Here is a 19,894-nt window from a genome sequence, read left to right on the forward strand (position 1 = left end):
TTTTAGAACACTTTGAAGAATGATTTTATAGGTCTTGTGATACAATAAAAATGCAAATAAATTTGACTAGTTTCAAAGGAGATACTCAACAAATGAAATGGAATTTTAGAAGAAAACAGCGATTTAGCATCCGTAAGTTGTCTATGGGTGTTATTTCCTTGTCGCTTGGATTTGCGATTTCACCTATTATTGGGGCGGACTCAGATAGCGGTACGAGCCAAAAGTCCTCTGTTAAGGGTTCGCTGCATTATGTTGTCAATGATGAATTGAGCAGTGATGACCGTAAATTGGTGCGAGAATTTGTTGATAATCAGGTGCTAGCTGAAGATGAAACGGCTTATTACTTTATCTATCGTGCGAAAAATAGTTTGCCTCATACTGGTCAAGCTTCTGATATGGTCTTGGTTGGACTTGGGACTGGCTTGTTAATTGTGGGAGTGGTTCTCAGTAAAGGCCGTCGCCGCAAAGTATTGAGTGCTATGCTGGTAACACTTGTTGGGGTGACGACCTTCAATCAACTTTCTGCCCTTGAAAATGAAAGATTGAGCCAATTTACAGAAGCCTTTACTTATGAAGCAGGAACAACTATCCCAACGCCGCCACAAAATCTTGGTCAATATGAATTTACGGGCTACTATATTGCTCTGAAGTCATCTACAGAAGGTAAAAAGACCGATGTTAGCCAGACCAAGCCAGTGACTTCAGAAAAAACGACTCCTGCAAGTGATGAGGTTGTTGTCCCAACAGATTATGTTCCTACAGAGGACAAACTTGCAGGAGACATCGCAGTCATTCCATCTGACAGTGTTCCGACGACCGATTTACCGTCAGAAACGATTTCTGATGAGGAGATTGTGCTTCCTGAATCGACAAGTCGTAAGGAAGTAGTTGCTGCAAGAAAGGCCTATGTAGCGGATTCAACTTTAGCATTTGGTGAAAAGTTCAATGATCTTGCTCCGGTAAATGGTGAAAAAGTCTATACAACAAGTTATCGTTTCAAGGACGGTAGCAAGGAAATTATTGCTAGCGAAGCCTTGACCAGCCAAACTCTTCCACAAAATGTAGTGTCCCAAGTTGGTAATCAAAAGGTGGAAAATCGGACTCGTACTGAAGGCAACGTAAGCATTCTGGAAGAAGTGACCACAACTTACTCAGTAAATCCAGAAACAGGTGAGCTACACACGCCAGTGGAAACGGTGCGGGAGATTTCACGGACAGAGATTACAACTCAAGTGAGTGAAGAAGTGGTGGAAGCTGGTGTTGAATACCGTGAGAATCCAGACGTGTATGTTGGTACGACCACAGTTCTTGATGAAGGACAAAACGGACTTGTGCGCATTGAGAAGACTTACCAGTTGGTAAATGGGAAAATCAATGGTCCATCCTTGAGCGAGACTCGTACTGTAATGGTAGAAGCTCGTCCACGCATTGTGGAACACGGAACAAAGCCAGTTGAAGGTCAAGTGGAAGTTGTGACGCGTGAACCAATCGCAAAGACTGAGACTGTTGAACTGGTTGATACCGCCTATGAAGACTTTGAAGAAGTTGTAACAGAAGGTCAAGATGGAGAGAAGATTACTCGTACGATTTATAAGACCGACAAAGGTCAGCAGACGAATGAAGCAATCTCTGTCACAGAAGATATTGTCACCCCAGTCAATCGTTTGGTTCGTAAGGGGACTAAGCCAATTTTAGGACAAGATACCACGACTGAAACAGCGGACATTCAAATAGAAACAGAATATGTTGATGATTCAGACTTGGAAGTTGGTAAGGAAGTAGAAATTTCTGCAGGTCAAGTTGGTCAGAAGACTATTACCAAGACCTACACGACAGAAAAAGGTGTCCGTACAGGTGAGCCAGTCCTTTCAGAAACCATTACAGTTCCCATGCAAAAACGCACTGTCAAACGTGGCACCAAGCCAGTTTCTACTGAAGAAATTGAACCAACTGTAACAGTGACAAATATGGAAGTCATTGACCAAGATCGTCAGGTCAATCTGACTACGACGACTGCTGATCCAAGCAAGCTCATCGAGTCTACTAAGACAAATATTTACTTCAATGGTACACTGGTCAAATCAGTAGATACCAAGGACTTGACGGCTGTAACAGACTTAGAATACGATAAGCTGTATGATATTGAAACCGTTGTAACCTATACTTACAATGGTGAGAAGAAAACGAAGATTGTTGATCGCCGTGAGGATGTTTGGTTAACCTACAAGGCGCTTGAAATTAAGAATATTGACAAGCTCTCGCTCTATTACTTGGATGAAAATCAGCATTATGTAGCGGTAGATGCCTTGACTGCTGTACCGGGCGATGTAACCAATTACTATCTCCGTGTGCAGGACAAGGGTTACAAGGATATTTATCTCAAAGTAGACTCCATCGCTGCCAAGGGTACAGATGGCTTTACAGTCAAGACGCATTTGGATGAGTTGAAGCAAAATACTAAAGGTCAATTATCAGATGTCGTTGAGTTTGTCTTGCCAAAAAAATTGGATTCTGGTGTGGATACAGCTATCAAGACTTTTGCGGAATTGATTGCGAAAATCACGGCTAATCCAGCTGGTAGCTACGAAATTGGTTCCGATTTAGATGCTTCAACCGTATCCTTGACCAATCATCAAACAGCCTACATCACGACTGTGTTTACAGGAACATTAACAGGTATGAGTAATGGGCAAACCTTCGCTATTAAAAATTTAGCAAAACCATTGTTCAGTAAATTATCTAGTGCTACTATCAAGGATTTGGACTTGCGTGAAGTTACTATTGACCGTCCGAATGATAGTGTTCTAGCAGAAGCAGGAACAGGTGTCTTGGCTTCTAAAGCTGATAAAACTACTGTTACAAATGTTGCAGTTGAAGGAACTATCAAGGTAGCTCGAAATGTGGGCGGGATTATTCATGAAGCAACCAATTCAACCTTGAAGAACGTTTCCTTTGAAGGTACTATCGAGAGCAACCAATCTGCGGGCTCATTAGGCTCTTCAGAAGGTTCGATTGTTGGTAGTATTTCTGGAACCAGCATTGACCAAGCTAAGTCTATTGTTACCTATACTACTAAAGTGACGGATGGACGTTGGACAAATGCAGGCGGTCTGGTTGGTAAGGTAGCAAATAGCAGCCGTATTACCAACTCAAGTATCGTGGGAACCATGACCAATACTGGTGCGGTTGACAAGTATGTTGGTGGAATTACAGGTGCTATTTCTTACGGAAGTTCTTCTTCTCGTATTGAAAATGTCTCTTCAACTTTGACTTTGACTGGTCCAATCAAACGCACCATTGCCGAGGAAAGCCAAATCGGTAAACAGACAAAAAATGTGACGGAAACGGCTGTTGATTATGGAGTGACAGCGACAACCAAGGATACAGACCGTATCAGTGTTGTACAGTCAGTTGACTACTCTATCTTGCCAATGTATGACGCAGCACGTGAGCAGCTCTACCGTAATTTGGAGAAATTATTCCCACTTTACAATCCAACTTATATCATCCGTGCAGGAAATGGCATGAGTTTGGAGAGCGATTTGGTCAAGAAGGTACTGATTTCGGCAACTCCGATGAAGGACAAGGAATTGGTACGTGATGAATTTACGCAAAAAGAAGCCATCAACGGCCTCTACCTTCTCTACGCAGACGGCAGTCATCAGCAAGTCGCAGCTAGCTATACTGGTACTTTCAATGACCGCGTAGCAGAATATACGACAGCAGATGGTATCCAATTTACCACTGAAAAGTACCTATCTGACGAGTTCAAGTCAGCTGTGCAGACCATTAAGACTGCCTTAGCAGGTATGACAGACTGGGATGCTATTATCAATGCACAGAAAGAACGGATCTTGGCTTCTTACCAGCCAACAGATTGGGATATTACCCTTTACCGCCAGTTTTACAATAAGCCAGAAGCCACTGTTTCAAAAGAACAAGTTATTGCGGAAATCAAAGAAATGCATATGAAGGATTTCCAACTTGGACATGTCTGGGCAGAGATTTCCAAAGACTTGGATGGCTATATCGGTAAATTCCTAGCTAGCAACCATTCTATCGGAGATTACGATGTCGTGACGCGGCAAGTGCTGGACAACAAAGAAAAATTTGTTCTCGGTCTCACGGCACTTCATCGTTGGTATGATTTCGGATTCAACGGAACAAATATCGCAGATACCGTGACATTTGCTAAAGGTTTCTACAAGGAAAATACAGCAAGTACACTGGAGTGGTTGCTACAAATGGGTGATGCGGGTGTAGCACGTGATGCCAATATGGTGGGAATTACCAATCTGGTTGCACAAAAGGCTGGTGCGTCAGAAGTGATTAGTTTCTTGGAATTGAATGGTGACCTCTTCTTGCCAAATGGTAAAACACTGACGTCTATGTCAGAATGGTTCAAGAATACAAGCAAGGCCTGGATTAGCGAAGTAGCATCAACGATCTTGCCAGGAGCCGCTGGTACGGAAACGGTATGGTCACGTTTGGCTTATGGCTACAACAATATCAATGACAATACACCAAAACAATACCGTAACATGCTCTTCCCATCTCTGACCTTGCCAGAAAATACTGTCTTGTTCACGGCGAATGAAGCAGGATTCAGTGTGTCGGCTCTTGAAACCTATATTGACAAGTCATTGGCAACAAGCAATCTGACTGAATACCAAAAACAATTGGCTAATCTGCGCGTCATGTTCGAAGACACTTCTCGCCGTATGAATGGTTTCTTTGAGACAGTTCAGTCTATCGTTGGCGAAACTGGTCAGAAGAACCTTGTCCGTAATCAGCCTTGGTATGTAGTAGATACCTATAAGATTAAGCAGGACAATGAATGGGCAAAATATGGCCAAAGTTACGACTATGTCAGATATTTCTTGAATCCTTTGAATCGCTTTGGCCGTAATAACGGTACAGGTGCCTTTGCAGATGGTAGTATGACCCAGTTTGTTTACTACTCATTGTTGGGTGGTGGAGGCATCTTTGCCCACGAAGCAACCCACAATACAGACGGTTCTGTTCTCTTCAATGGTTGGGGCCGCCGTACAGGTTCTGGTGGTGAAGATTATGCGACTGGTATGTTTGAAACACCAGGAACAAATCAGCCATATTATGGTTTGAACTTGACTTTCGACAATACTGCTGGATATTCTGACCACCCAGATCGTTACCATAACAAGTCTTATACTGATTTGAATTCTGATGAAAAAGTGACCAACTACATGCATGGTATCTTTGATGTTATCTACACCATGGATGCTGCAGAAGGTGAGGCCATTATTGAAAGCAGTAATCCTAATAAGTATAAGTGGTTCAAGAAGATTGAGAAGGTATCCGTTGAGAACACGGCTACCGCGAACAAGTACAAGGATGTTGGGACCAACTTAACTGCGGACGAATTTGCCAGCATGAAGATTGATTCATTGGATGACTTGGTAAACAATCACTTGGGTGCTTCGCGTAATGGACAAGAAGGTTCATGGGAGGCTGGTCGAAACAACTATGTTAGCGTTCCACTTTTCAATTCTATCTGGGCTGCTCAGCATGCTAATGATGGTATTTCAGGTGGAGCTTCCTTCCGAGTGATTGCCTTTGAAATGTTAGCTGAGTTTGGATTTACAGATGGACTTGCGTCATTTGTATCTGACCGTTATGCGATGGAAGCCAAAGCTGCTAGCGGCAAGGTTAATGATGATTTTATCTTGTCGAAGATTTTTAATGGGAAATACACAAGCTATGAAGCCTTCCGTATTGCCATGTACAATGAGCGCAAAGCCAATGCAGCAGCTGGTATGCAGTCCATCACTGTAACTGTTGGTGGTAAAAACTACACTATCAATAACTATGAGTCCCTTAAAACAGCCATGAAGGCGGCAGTAGCGCTGGATGAAGCTGGGAACAAGGAAAGAGATTCATCAAATGTTTGGGGCTTGAAACGTCAAATCTATCAAAAATACCTCAACTTGACAGATGATTTCAAGACTAGTATTTTCACAAAATAGCAGAAAACCAACCCAAAATTCGGGTTGGTTTTTTGTAGAATAATGAGTCAAAAATATTCTTAAAATCCATTTTGTTGGCTCAGTTCTTTGAACCAATGACCAGATTTTTTGATGTGGCGGCTTTGGTCAGTTAGGTCTAATTCAATCAAACCATAGCGATTCTTGTAGCTATTGAGCCAAGACCAGCAGTCGATAAAGGTCCAGACCAGATAGCCTTTACAGTTGGCACCTTCCTGAATAGCTCGGTGGAGTTCCGTCAAATGGTCCTTGATAAATTCGATACGGTAGTCATCCTGAATGGTGCCACCCACCTTGAATTTTTCTTCGCCTTCAACCCCCATACCATTTTCAGTCAAAATCCATTCAATATTGCCATAGTCATTTTGGATATTTTGTGCAATATCATAGACCCCTCGTTCATAAATTTCCCAACCGCGGTGAGGATTCATTTTCCGCCCTGGCATTTGGTAATGGTCATAGTAGAATTCTGGGAAGAATGGTGAGTCTGGGTGTGGCAGATATTTTGGAGCCGCAACTCGAAGAGGCTGGTAGTAGTTCACACCTAGGTAGTCTACGATGTTCTCGCGAATAACTTCTAAATCACATTCTTCAAAGCTTGGAAGTAGGTCATGGTGTTTGATAATCTCTATCAACTCAGCAGGATAACGCCCTTTCACAGATGGATCCAAGAAGGATTTGGCTTGGAATAATTCTGCAATGCGTGCGGCCTTGACATCTGCTGGATGTTGGCTGCGTGGATAAGCAGGAGTCAAGTTGAGAACGATACCGATTTTCTTGTCTGGATTGATTTGATGACAAGCCTTTACAGCCAAAGAGGAAGCGAGTTGCGTATGGAAAGCAACCTGTACACCAGCTTTAGCATCAACAGCAGCTGGGTAATGATTTTGGTAAAAATAGCCGTGCTCGACTGGAACGATTGGCTCGTTGAAGGTAATCCAGCGGTCTACCCATTCATCAAATTCTTCAAAGCAAATACGGGCATAGCGTTCATAGGCAACAACAATCTCGCGCTTTGTCCAGCCCCCTTTTTCCTCCAAAACCATGGGAAGGTCAAAGTGGTAGAGATTCACCAACAGTTCAATCCCTCTTTCTTTCACGCCACGGAAAACTTGTTTGTAAAATTCTAAGGCGATAGGATTGATAGCTCCGTCTCCGTCTGGGATCAAGCGTGACCACTGGATAGAAGTCCGAAAGGCAGTGTGTCCAGTTTCCACCAGTAAGTCCAAATCTTTTTCAAAGTGCTGGTAGAAAGTAGAAGTTGTTTCAGGGCCGATTTCTTGGTGGAATTTTTGTGGTTCCAGCTTGAACCAGTAGTCCCAAGTACTGTCCCCCTTACCGTCTCCTTCAATTCGGCCCTCCGTTTGTACACCTGAAGTTGAAGAACCCCAGAGGAAATCTTTTGGAAATTGAATCATAATAATCTCTCCTTGATAGTGTCTCAGTTTCATCTTAGCATATGAGTTAGAAAAAAAATTGTACAAATAATATGAAGGTTTCTACAAAATATAGGACTGTTATGGGCTCTAAGGAGTGCCTAGATTTTAATGGTATAATGGTCCTATAATATGGAATTGTAAAACGGTTTCAATTAGTGTAAGATAAAGAGGTGTCATAAAAGAGGGGGACTTATGAAAAAATTCTTGATTCATTCACTTTTACGGCTCTATTCCATGATAACAATTTGTATTTTGCTCTTGATTGCTGGTGTCATTTCGGTCAACAACATGCAATCGTATTTGCGAGATGTAGAGAAAATGCAGGTAGATGTAGCAACGCAATTGGAATCAGATGCCAATCGAATGTACCATATGGCCTCGGAAGAAATATACGATATTTTCCACAATGAAGTCCGCCTAGAAGGTGTCTACAAGTATTTTGAAATGTCTCCAGCAGACTATGCAAAGTGGAACTTGGACCAAACGGATATCTGGTTTGCTAATCCATCCTTGCACCAAAATATTATAGATATTTACCGTAGAAATGACTTTATTAAAGGGATAGATATTGCGCTCACTAGTGAAGATTCAGTCTTTGTTTCGACCAATCTCATGAAGAGTGGTAAGCAGATTTCTGCCAAGGATTACCGCAAACCCAAAAATGCATTTTCAATCGCTGTGCATAGTCAGCAAAATTTTGACGTCATGGCCATTGTGTATATCACAGTGGATGCGTCCTATTTTGAAAATCTGGTAATGGATAGGACTGATTTGCCTGTTTATATCAATATCCGCCTAAATGATTCTCCGTTTTTCAGCATGAACAGCGCAAAAAATACCTTACTGCATGAGCAAAATTTGGGCAATCGCTCGCGCGTGCAAATTGGGGTAAAAAAATCTGCTATTCGGATGGATATGTTGAAGTTAGTAGGTGGTATTCTCTGTTTGAGTCTGATAGTTGGTATCTTGCTCTTGCTCATCTTACAGCGAGTTTTTGCTAACTATGGTAATCAGGTCAGCGACTTAGTTGAAACTATGCAAAATATTACCAGCCGTGACCGTGATTTGCGGATTAATTTGGACCACAAGCGGCGAGAATTGTTGACAATTTCTACCAATATCAATGAAATGCTAGACTATCTTGAAGAATCCAGTCGAGAAATTTATACACTGGAAATAGCCCAGCAGGAAGCCAATTTACGTGCTTTGCAATCACAGATAAATCCACATTTCCTTTACAACACCTTGGAATTTTTCCGCATGTATGCTGTGACACATGACCAGGATGAATTAGGAGATATGATTTATGAGTTTAGCACTTTGATGCGAAATAGTATTTCACAAGAAAAGACAACAACTATTCAACGTGAGTTAGAATTCTGTGAGAAGTTTTCCTATATTTGTCAGCTTCGTTTTCCAAAGTCAATCGCTTATTCTTATCAAGTATCGGCGGATTGTCGGGATGTGGAGATTCCAAAGTTTGCCTTGCAACCCTTGATTGAGAACTTTTTTGTCCATGGTATTGACTACAAGAAGAAGTCAAATGCGATTAGTGTCAAGGTTTATCGTGAGCAATCTGGTGTTTGTATCCTGATTCGAGATAATGGAAAAGGGATGTCTGCGGAAACCATGGCAGAATACCAAGAAATGGTGGCCAAGGATATTTATCGGGAAACGAGTTCCGTTGGTATTCAAAATATTCATCAGCGCCTGCGTCTATATTTTAAAGATGCCTACAAGATGGAAATTAGCAATAGTCCTTTTGGTGGACTGACCTACTTGATTAGAATTGAGGGAGTATGAAATTGCAAAAAGTAATGTTAGTTGACGACGAGTATATGATTGTCGAGGGCCTAAAAAAATTGATTCCTTGTGAAGAGTTAGACCTAGAAATCGTCCATACTGACGAAAATGCGGAATCAGCCTTAGCCTATTTAGCAGAAAATCCTGTAGATATTGTTATCACAGATATTTCCATGCCGGATATGACAGGTCTGGAAATGATTGCTGAACTGAAAAAAATCTCGCCAACAACAGACTGCATCGTCCTGTCAGGCTACCAAGATTTTGATTATGCCCGTCAAGCAATCTCTCTAGGGGTTGTCGATTACTTGGTCAAACCAGTTAACCGTACTGCCTTGACAGATATTTTGGCTAAGCTGGTGGACAATCGCAGTCAAGATAATTGGTCTTGGGCTAGAGAATTCTTAGCAGGACATGAGGAGAGTTTGAAGGAGGTGGATGTTGAAAAATTCCAAGATCAAACCTTCTATATTTCTGCTGGAAGTATTGAGAGTCAGGGGGCTGTTTCTCAGTTTGCAGCGACTATTTTAGGCAAAAATATTTACCTTGATTTATGGAAAGAAAAGCCAGTTGGCAACTTTCTTTCACTTGAAGAATGCCACTTTACTGTAGAGCAAGTGCATGAATTGTACAAGGAAATTCAGCAACAACTCTACTATGCAGATACGGAGAGTCAAGCGGCAGATGTGTCTCAAGATCCTTACAAACTTTTGTCTGATAAATTAACAACGGGCCTCTTTTCAGAATTTGTCTCCTTACTACCAGAGGTTGGTGAGCTCTTAAAAGCTCGGAAAACGCCCATGTATCTGACCCAGCAAATCTTTGTCCAGCTCATGTCAGAAGTTTATCAGCACCTCAACAAGTTTGATACCGAGAACTTCCATACGGTAGTGGATGCCATTCATTCTTATCATACTTTGGAAGAAATGCTGGGCTACGTACGCGAGGAGGTCAATCAACTTTGCCAGACACATCGCTATAGTGCTCACGTGGCTGCTGTGCTGAAAATTGTCAGCGAGGACTACCAGCAAGAATTGACCCTAAAAATGATGAGTGACCGTCTTTTCTTGAACGCAGTCTATCTAGGTCAAATCATCAAAAAAGAAACCGGAGCACCATTCTCAGAACTGCTTAATCGTCAACGCATTAAGGTTTCTCAGCAATTACTGATGACAACAGACAAGAGTATCGAGGAAATTTGTTTCCAAGTTGGTTACAATAATGTCGGCTATTTCTACAAAATCTTTAAACGCTTCTGTAACGAATCTCCTAAAGTTTACCGAGAGCAATTAGAAGCACGTAAAAAATAATAAAAACTCTCAAATGGTTGTGGTTCAACTGTTTGAGAGTTTTTGTGTTTATGGCAAGATAGAGCGAGTAAATGTGAGTTCTTGAGCTTCTAGTAACTGGCTGTGTTGGATTGTTTTGAGAACTTGGCCGTCTAACTGCGCACTTGATAAAAATTGGAAGTGCTGGTAGGCGTTGTCACAGCGAATGGTCAGCCATTTATCTTTTTGAGAAAGGTAGAGCTTGACTTCTTCAAAATAAGGCAGGCCGAGTTGGTAGTCCCCATTTCCAGGACAGACAGGGTAAAAGCCTAGACAGGACCAGATATACCAAGCTGACATAGAACCATTGTCTTCATCACCAGGATAGCCATCAAAACTTGGTCTGAACAGTTGATTGCGTAATGCATGAATCATTAAGGCCGTGTACTCTGGTTTACTTGTCCATTGGTAGAGGTAAGGAATATGAAAACTTGGTTGGTTGGACAGCGCTAGTTGCCCAAATTGCACCTGCGCCATTTCGCTCATTTCATGGATTTCATATCCGTAGCCGTCTACTGCAAAAATCGGTTCATCCTTGCAGAGTTTGAGGAGATAATCGAGGAATTTGTCTTCCCCACCCATTAGTTCAATCAGTCCTTCAATATCATGTAAGGGAGCTAAACTAGCTTGAATAGCTGAGCATTCTGCGTAATCTTTTCCCCAGCTATAGGGATTGAAGTTGGTATTGAATTGTCCTTGTCGATTTTTTGAGCGAATATAGCCCGTTTGGGAGTCAAATAATTGACGGTAGCCTAAACTTTTTTGGAAGTATTTATCCGCGATCTCTGGACGAATGATATTAGCGACTTTTCCGATACAGTAGTCGCTATAGGCATAATCCAATGTGTGACTGACACTTTCGCGAAAATCATTTGGCAGATAGCCATACTGGTCAAAGACATCAGCACCGTGACGACCATAACGCAGGTTTGGATCTGGTTTTTCCCGTGTTTCAATCATAGCCTCAAGAAGTTGTGGCATGAGGTCTGGACATAAACCTTTTTGACAGGCATCCGCAATAACACCGTCCACCAAGGTACCTGGCATAATGCCTCGTTCATCAGGGGACAACCATTTTGGTAAATAGTCGGTATCTTGATAAAAGTTGTAAATACCTTCTAAAAATTGCTCTAGGTAATCACTGTAGGACAGACTGAGCAGAGGATAGTTGGAGCGGAAGGTATCCCAGTAGCCATTATTGGTAAAGAATTTTCCAGCTTTTGCAGAACGACTTGTCGTATCATAATGCCATTCTTTTCCGTGAGCATCTACTTCGTAGAAGGTTTGTGGGAAAAGCAGGGTACGATAGAGACAGTGTCCAAACATTTCTGTAGAAGTTTCACCAGCTTGAGTCACTTGGATACGATCAAGCAGACTCTGCCATTTATCTTGAGTCTTTTGACTTTCGCTTGCAAAATCTTGAATTTGACGGAGGTTGAAATCAGCTTGCTCTTGACTGATGAAGGAGGTTGCTAGGCGACATTCTACTGAAGAATGGGCAAATTGAATCCAGCTATGCAATTCCTGTCCCGTTAACTCAGATGATTTTTCTCTATCAAGATTTTCAAAAGCAGTGATAGGTTGGTCAAATTTCAGGGTCACATACATACTGAAATGAGGGTCTTGGGTTTCGCTGGCATTTTCCAAACGTGCCTGTATGGTGTAGTCATCAACTTGATGATAGTCGCTCCAACCTGGAGCATAGAGGGCAAGTTGGATAGCTTCGGTCGCTGTCAATGTTAGACAAGCACCGTAGAGAGTTGGGACTAATTCAGTCTTCAACTGGTATCGAGTTGACTCAATTTGCAGTTTATTTGGACTAAAAATGGCCTTGTCACGTAAATAACTGGACTGACGAAAGAAAATATCTGTTGACTTGGGGCAGTTGGTCATAGGTGTCAAGAGCAACCATGAAAAATCTCCAAGCCATGGACTAGGCTGGTGTGTCAAGCGAATCCCTTGATAAACTGGTTCATGAGGATTGAAAAACCAAGAACCCTTATCCTGATTGGTCTGTAGAGCAAAATAATTCATTCCGAAAGGATAACCCGTCAAGGGCAAGGTATTGCCGTTTGAAAAAGCGTGGCTATTGTAGGTGCCGACACGAGTATCAATATCTGTTACTAAAATGGTCATATACATGTCCTCTATTTGTAAATTTCCTTCTTATTTTATCATGTTTTTTAAGAAGAATTTGCGCGATAAAAAGAGCTGAAAAGTTTTGTAGAAGAATGCATTTAGTTTGTGTATGACGAATTTCTGCTAGGTTTATTAAACTATACTTGAGATAGAAGATAAATTTAGTTCGGAGGAAAATATGTTATATACAAAAGAAAAAGTTGACCAATGGTTGCAAGAAATTATCGAAAAAACAAGCGACCACCCAGCATGGGGACAAGTCTTTAGCCGTTGCTACACAGACACCTTGGACAATACTGTGAAAATTTTGGAAGATGGGACTAGTTTTGTCTTGACAGGTGACATTCCGGCTATGTGGCTGCGCGATTCAACAGCCCAACTCAAGCCTTATCTATTTTTAGCCAAGGAAGATGAGAAACTACGTTCAACCATTGTCGGCTTGGTCAAACGCCAAATTCGTTTGATTTTGAAAGATCCTTATGCCAATTCATTCAATGAAACGGATAATTGGAATGGTCACCATGAAACGGACCATACCGACTTAACTGGCTGGGTCTGGGAACGTAAATATGAAGTGGATTCTCTTTGCTATCCTTTGCAATTAGCCTATCTACTTTGGCAAGTAACAGGCGAAACAGCTCAATTTGACCAAGAATTTTTCCAAGCCTTGGAATTGATTGTCAGCGTGTGGGAAACAGAACAACGCCATGCAGAAAAATCTTCATATCGTTTTGTTCGTGATACAGACCGTCAGGAAGATACCCTTGTCAATGATGGTATGGGACCAGATTGTGCCTATACAGGTATGACGTGGTCAGCTTTCCGACCAAGTGATGATGCTTGTATTTATTCCTACTTGGTACCGTCTAATATGTTTGCAGTAGTCGTTTTGGAATACGCCATGGAAATTTTGCCAGCTATGTCTAAGTCTCTAGATCTCAACCTGCTAGAACGAATTGATAATCTGCGCCACAGTATTGATACCGGTATTATGGAGCATGGATTGACAAAAAATGCAGCAGGAGAAACCATTTTTGCCTTTGAAGTAGACGGTCTCGGAAATGCCTCTGTGATGGATGATCCAAATGTACCAAGCCTGTTAGCGGCACCCTATCTAGGCTATTGTTCGATTGACAATGACATCTACCAAGCAACTCGTAAAACCATTCTTAGCTCAGAAAACCCATACTACTATGAGGGAAGTCATGCGGCCGGTATCGGTTCAAGTCATACCTTCTACCGTTATATTTGGCCGATTGCCCTCTGTATTGAAGGATTAACTACGAAAGATAAGGCAGAAAAAGCACGAATCTTGGACCTCTTGGTAGCTTGTGATGGTGGTACAGGTGTCATGCATGAAAGTTTCCATGTTGATGACCCAAGCTTGTATTCACGCGAATGGTTCTCATGGGCCAATATGATGTTCTGTGAGTTGGTATTGGATTACTACGATATGAAAGTTGAGGTATAAGATGACGAGAGAGACAGTTCACATTATTTCCCATTCTCACTGGGACCGCGAGTGGTATCTTCCTTTGGAAGCACACCGCATGCGTCTCGTTGAGCTCTTTGATGATTTATTTGAGCTTTTTGAAAATGATCCTGAGTTCAAGAGTTTTCATCTGGATGGCCAGACCATTGTTTTAGATGATTATTTGGAAATTCGCCCGCAAAATCGTGAAAAGGTGTTGAAATACATTCAAGAAGGAAAATTGAAGGTGGGCCCCTTCTACATTTTGCAGGATGATTATCTGATTACCGATGAAGCACATGCTCGTAATGCCTTGATTGGACACTTGGAAAGCAAGAAATGGGGAGCTGAAGGTCATGTACCAGTTGGCTACTATCCAGATACCTTTGGAAATGTCGGACAAATTCCACAGTTAACCAAGCTATCAGGTCTGGACACAGTAGCTTTTGGTCGCGGTGTAAAACCAATCGGCTTTGACAACCAAGTTCTCTCAGATGATGTTTTCCAATCCTCTTTCTCTGAAATGACTTGGCAAGGAGCAGATGACAGCCAGGTGTTAGGCGTTCTTTTTGCGAATTGGTACAGTAATGGAAATGAAATCCCAGCAGAACCAAGTGCTGCTAAAGAATTTTGGGACAAGAAACTGGCTGACGCTCGTAAATACGCTTCAACGCCTCATCTTCTCTTTATGAATGGCTGTGACCACCAACCTGTCCAAAAAGACCTGAGTCAAGCTATTCAAGTAGCCCGTGACTTATATCCAGACATTGACTTTGTCCATAGTGATTTCAAGCAGTACACAGAAGCCGTGGCTGCGTCAGACCAGACAGAATTGTCAGTGGTAAAAGGTGAATTGACCAGTCAGGAGACAGATGGCTGGTATACCTTAGCAAATACTGCCTCAACACGTATTTACCTCAAACAGGCCTTTGATAAGGCAAGCAGTCTCTTAGCTGAAGAAGTTGAACCTTTCGCAGTTATATCGGGTCAAGTATACCCAAGTGATGAATTGTCCTACGCTTGGAAACTGCTCTTGCAAAATGCACCGCACGACAGTATCTGCGGCTGCAGTATTGATGAAGTTCATAGCGAAATGGAAGTACGCTTGGCGCGTGTCCAACAAGTAGGAGAATTCCTCTTGCACCGCACTTTTGACCAATGGTCTAACCAGCTGGACACCGAAAAGCTCTCTGATGTAGCCTTTGCAGTAGTCAATCCGACTCTGCACCGACAAACCAAGACCATTTCGGTTGACTTGACAGTAAAAAAAGAAGCCTTGATGGCTGGCAAATTAGCTGAAACTCATGCCGAATTAAGCCAGTTAGCCTTGCCAAAATTCCGTGTAGAAGATGCTGAAGGAAACAAAGTAGCTGCTAAAATTGAAGATTTAGGTGCGATTTTTGACTATACCTTGCCAAAAGACAAGTTCAGACAGGCTGGCTTTGCACGTAAACTTCGTGTCACGCTTGCTCTCGAAAATATGGCACCCTTGTCTTGGAATAGTTTCCAATTAGTGGAGGAAAATCAAGTCTGTGAAGAAGAAGCTGTAACCTTTGAAAATAACTTTCTGGCGATTCATTTCCAAGACGGACAAGGATTGACGTTGACAGAAAAGGCTACAGGACGTATCATTGAAAACTTCCTCTCCTTCGAAGATGTCGGCGACATGGGAAATGAGTACATTTTTGTTCAGACAGCGGATGGAGAAAAGGTGACTGCAAAAGCGCGTGCCCTTCGTCCTCTGGAAAGAATCGGTTCTATGCAGCGTTTCGTGGCAGATTATAGGTTAACAATCCCAGTTAGCGCAGCGGATACCTTGTTGGCAGAGCAAATTGAACTGGTTGAGTGTATGAAACGTCATAGCCTTCGGTCAGAAGAAAAAATGGACTTGCCAATTCAAGTGACCTTTACCATGTATGACCACTCGCCGCAGCTTCACATATCAGCTCAGTTTACAAACCAGATGAAAGACCACCGCGTTCGCGCGATTCTGGCGACAGGTCTAACTGCTGACCACCACGAGGCGGATTCAACATTTGAAACGGTAGTTCGTCCAAACACACCGTCTAAATATTGGGAGAACCCAAGTCATGCCGAACGCCATCGCAGTTTTGTTTCCTTGGCGGAAGAAAATGGCAGAGCAGTGACCGTGTCTAGCAAGGGCTTGCATGAGTACGAAGTGGTAGACAAGTCTCATTTGGTGCTAACTATCTTGCGAGCGACTGGTGAACTTGGTGACTGGGGCTATTTCCCAACACCAGATGCCCAATGTCTACGAGAGTTTCAAGTTGATTTTACAGTAGAATTCCATGCAAGTGCTGATAAATATGCTGCCTACAGCCGAGCTAAAGCCTTTGCCAGTAATATCCTTGCTAAGCAAGTTACTTGCCACAGTGGAACCATTGCCCTTAGTGGAATCAAGCAGCTTCACCCTGCCTTGGAAGATGATAAACTCTGCGTGACCAGCCTGAAATTACGTGAAGAAGACCAAAAAGCGCTTATTCGTTATTATAATATGGCTGATCATCAAGTTGAGTTAGAAGGTCATCAAGCTCAGTGTCTTGATTTACTTGAAAAAGAAATTCCTGTAGAAGCATCGCAGGTTCGCCCACAAGAAATTCGGACAGAATTACTAGATTAGGAGTTGCCTATGACCATTGCTTGTTTTGATATCGGAGGGACAGGGGTCAAGTTTGCAGCCATTAAGGAAAAACAAATCTTGAACAAACAAACCTGTCCAACCCCAGAGAAGCTAGAGGAATTGGTGGCATGGATAGAAGAGCAAGTTGTTTCTACTTCAGAAGTGACGGCGATTGCTATCAGTTTGCCTGGTTCTGTCAATCCTGAAACGGGTATTGTTGAAGGGATTAGTGCTGTTCCTTATATTCATGGCCCTTCTTGGTTTGACCTACTGGCACATCTGCAGTACCCAATTTTTATGGAAAATGATGCCAATTGTGTTGGGCTGAGTCAACTGGCTGCTCAAGAAGAATTGGAAAATTTTGCTTGTGTCGTGATTGGGACAGGAATCGGCGGTGCCGTTGTATTGGATAAAAAATTGATGAGAGGTTGGAAAGGCTATGCTGGCGAATTTGGCTATATGCTGTCAAATCCTCTGACCAACTGGTCTCAAGAGGCTTCAACTGGTAATATGGTGGCGCGTGTTCGCCGTGGGAAAGCCAGTCAAGACTGGGACGGACTAGCTGTATATGCTGCTGCAGAAAAAGGAGATGCAGTCTGCCAAGCAGCTCTTCAGAACATGTATGACAAATTAGCCTTAGGCCTGATCAATATTTTCTACTGTTTAGGAACCAAGGATATTTTTCTAGGAGGCTCTATCAGTCAAAATGAAGAATTTATTGCAGGAGTTCGAAAAGCCTTAGTAGCTATTCAGGCAGTAAACCCTGATATTCCTCACATTCCTAGTATTAAGCCCTGTCATTTCCATGGAGAGGCAAATCTCATGGGGGCTTACATGCTAGCAAAACTTACTTAACATCGCTTGTTTATAGACCAAAGCTGGAGGAGATTACCCTTCAGCTTTTAGAATAATTTAAGTCAATTGTGCTACATTGTCACTATATTGGTTTTATCATGAATTTTCAGTGTTCGTGATATAATAAGAGAATAGAGTATAAAGAGGTAGGGAGGAAAAAGATATGATTAAATTGTTACTGGTGGAAGACGATTTGAGTTTATCGAACTCCATATTTGATTTTTTGGATGACTTTGCAGATGTCATGCAAGTTTTCGATGGCGAAGAAGGGCTTTATGAAGCCGAATCTGGCGTTTATGATATCGTTCTTTTAGATTTGATGTTGCCTGAAAAAAATGGCTTTCAAGTTTTAAAAGAATTGAGAGAGAAAAATGTGACAACACCAGTTCTGATCATGACAGCTAAAGAAGGGCTAGACGATAAAGGACAAGGATTTGAACTTGGAGCAGATGATTACTTAACCAAGCCATTTTACTTGGAAGAGCTGAAAATGCGTATTCAAGCTCTCTTAAAACGTACAGGTAAGTTCAATGAAAATACGTTGACCTATGGAGATGTAACTGTCAATCTAGCAACCAACACCACAACTGTGAACGGAAAAAATATGGAACTCTTAGGAAAAGAATTTGATTTGTTGGTTTATTTCTTACAGAATCAAAATGTCATTTTACCAAAGACACAGATTTTTGACCGCCTTTGGGGATTTGATAGTGATACAACCATCTCTGTCGTTGAAGTTTATGTATCAAAGATTAGGAAAAAATTGAAAGGATCCACTTTCGGAGACAATCTACAGACTCTTCGCAGTGTTGGTTATATTCTAAAAAATGCTGAATAAACTAAAAAAAGGACTTCATACGGATAATTTTTCATACTTTATCCGTTATTTTGCTGTTTTTACACTGATTTTCGGGCTTATGTCCGTCATCATCTTGAACCTCATGCGTGCGACTATGTATCATACGTCTGATGAGACCTTCGATCAAATCCATGAAAATCCTAGCTTAGTGATTAACTTTGCCTTAGCAAGAGGAACCGTACCCGATGTCAATTGGTTTAATGCTAATGCGGATGATGGCAGACCAAAACTCGCCCTCAATACAAACTATTACATTATATTATATAACCGTGATGGCGCAATTATGAATAATGTCGATATCTTGTCAGGTTTATCTAGTCTCAAGTTGAACAAATCACATGTCAATGATATTGAAGAAATTCAGGTTGAGAGTCTGTTTGGTGAGAAAGAGTATTATCGGAAAATGACCATCAAACTAACGCCTCAGCAAAAAGCCCTATCAATTGTCAGCAATGTCCAATATGTCACTGTACTGTTTAATACTACCCAGATTCGAGAGGCTATTTCTTCCTATGAAACAACCGTCATCGTTGTTATGATTGTTTTCTGGCTGATTTCTATTGTCGCCAGTATTTATCTGGCAACGGTTAGTGTCCGTCCAATTTTGATTAGTTACCAACGACAAAAGGACTTTGTGGAAAATGCTAGCCACGAATTGCGTACCCCACTTGCGGTATTGCAAAATCGTTTGGAAAGTCTATTTCGTAATCCAGACGCAACCATTTTGGATTCTAGTGAGAGTATTGCCTCAAGCTTGGAAGAAGTACGAAATATGCGTTTGCTAACGACCAATCTGCTTAATTTAGCAAGGCGTGATGATGGATTGAAGCCTAATTTAGTAGATATTCCCGTTAGCTTCTTTGAAAAAGTGCTGAAAAATTACCAGCTGATTGCAGAAGAAAATGGTAAAACTCTCGAGATTCATCATCATTTATGGACAGCAATTTATTCGGATAAAATCCTCTTGAAGCAGGTCATGACAATTCTATTTGACAATGCCATGAAATATACCGATGAAAATGGCCATATTAAGATTGAGCTTGTTGCGACGGATCGTCAGCTGATTTATCGTGTGACAGATAATGGTCTTGGTATCCGTGATGAAGACAAGAAGAAAATTTTCGATCGTTTTTATCGGGTCGATAAGGCACGTACACGCCAAAAAGGTGGTTTTGGTTTAGGCTTATCTTTAGCAAAACAAATTTTAGACAGTCTAGATGGAACAATATCGGTGCAAGATAATCTACCACAAGGATCTATTTTTGAAGTCCGAATTCCAAGATAATAATTAGATTGGGCAAGATACCGTCGGATATAATGATGAGCCTATTGCTTA

The 19,894-nt window shown here is 41.8% G+C and carries 10 protein-coding genes; 8 read left to right on the forward strand and 2 right to left on the reverse strand.

All coding sequences use genetic code 11. The annotated features are described in order from the left end of the window. Window positions 1-92 precede the first annotated feature (92 nt). Window positions 93-6,005 (forward strand): ZmpA/ZmpB/ZmpC family metallo-endopeptidase, encoded by a 5,913-nt coding sequence (locus tag ACHUFA_RS07715; protein WP_394405382.1) that lies wholly within the window; start codon window positions 93-95, stop codon window positions 6,003-6,005. A 59-nt stretch (window positions 6,006-6,064) separates the two neighbouring features. Here the strand turns inward: ACHUFA_RS07715 and ACHUFA_RS07720 are convergent, their stop codons facing one another. Beyond that, window positions 6,065-7,441: a glycoside hydrolase family 1 protein gene (locus tag ACHUFA_RS07720; RefSeq protein WP_394405384.1), complete on the reverse strand. Its 1,377-nt coding sequence runs from the start codon at window positions 7,439-7,441 to the stop codon at window positions 6,065-6,067. Between the two features lie 213 nt (window positions 7,442-7,654). Here ACHUFA_RS07720 and ACHUFA_RS07725 point away from each other — a divergent pair, with 213 nt between their 5' ends. Further along, on the forward strand, window positions 7,655-9,265 hold the full coding sequence (locus tag ACHUFA_RS07725; RefSeq protein ID WP_222348312.1) for a sensor histidine kinase: 1,611 nt from the start codon (window positions 7,655-7,657) through the stop codon (window positions 9,263-9,265). Beyond that, window positions 9,262-10,575, forward strand: a complete 1,314-nt coding sequence (locus ACHUFA_RS07730; RefSeq protein ID WP_222348314.1) for a response regulator transcription factor — start codon at window positions 9,262-9,264, stop codon at window positions 10,573-10,575. Before ACHUFA_RS07725 ends, ACHUFA_RS07730 begins: the two co-directional genes overlap by 4 nt. A 48-nt stretch (window positions 10,576-10,623) precedes the next feature. Here ACHUFA_RS07730 and ACHUFA_RS07735 read toward each other — a convergent pair whose 3' ends face one another. Then, window positions 10,624-12,729, reverse strand: a complete 2,106-nt coding sequence (locus ACHUFA_RS07735; protein ID WP_222348316.1) for a GH92 family glycosyl hydrolase — start codon at window positions 12,727-12,729, stop codon at window positions 10,624-10,626. A gap of 181 nt (window positions 12,730-12,910) precedes the next feature. Here ACHUFA_RS07735 and ACHUFA_RS07740 point away from each other — a divergent pair, with 181 nt between their 5' ends. The 5 genes from ACHUFA_RS07740 to ACHUFA_RS07760 all read left to right on the forward strand — a co-directional run bounded on the left by ACHUFA_RS07740 (window position 12,911) and on the right by ACHUFA_RS07760 (window position 19,843). Then, window positions 12,911-14,203, forward strand: coding sequence for a glycoside hydrolase family 125 protein (locus tag ACHUFA_RS07740; protein ID WP_222348318.1), 1,293 nt, complete (start codon window positions 12,911-12,913; stop codon window positions 14,201-14,203). Between the two features lies 1 nt (window position 14,204). After that, entirely contained in the window at window positions 14,205-16,844 is a 2,640-nt protein-coding gene (locus ACHUFA_RS07745) for an alpha-mannosidase (RefSeq protein WP_394405387.1), read from the forward strand. Window positions 16,845-16,853: 9 nt separating this feature from the next. Continuing rightward, window positions 16,854-17,699, forward strand: coding sequence for an ROK family protein (locus tag ACHUFA_RS07750; protein WP_394405389.1), 846 nt, complete (start codon window positions 16,854-16,856; stop codon window positions 17,697-17,699). Window positions 17,700-17,862: 163 nt separating this feature from the next. Beyond that, window positions 17,863-18,537: a response regulator transcription factor gene (locus tag ACHUFA_RS07755; RefSeq protein ID WP_222348324.1), complete on the forward strand. Its 675-nt coding sequence runs from the start codon at window positions 17,863-17,865 to the stop codon at window positions 18,535-18,537. After that, window positions 18,527-19,843: a sensor histidine kinase gene (locus ACHUFA_RS07760; RefSeq protein WP_394405391.1), complete on the forward strand. Its 1,317-nt coding sequence runs from the start codon at window positions 18,527-18,529 to the stop codon at window positions 19,841-19,843. Before ACHUFA_RS07755 ends, ACHUFA_RS07760 begins: the two co-directional genes overlap by 11 nt. The last annotated feature ends 51 nt before the right edge of the window (window positions 19,844-19,894 follow it).

The organism is Streptococcus hepaticus (assembly GCF_043656315.1).
GTDB lineage: Bacteria > Bacillota > Bacilli > Lactobacillales > Streptococcaceae > Streptococcus > Streptococcus hepaticus.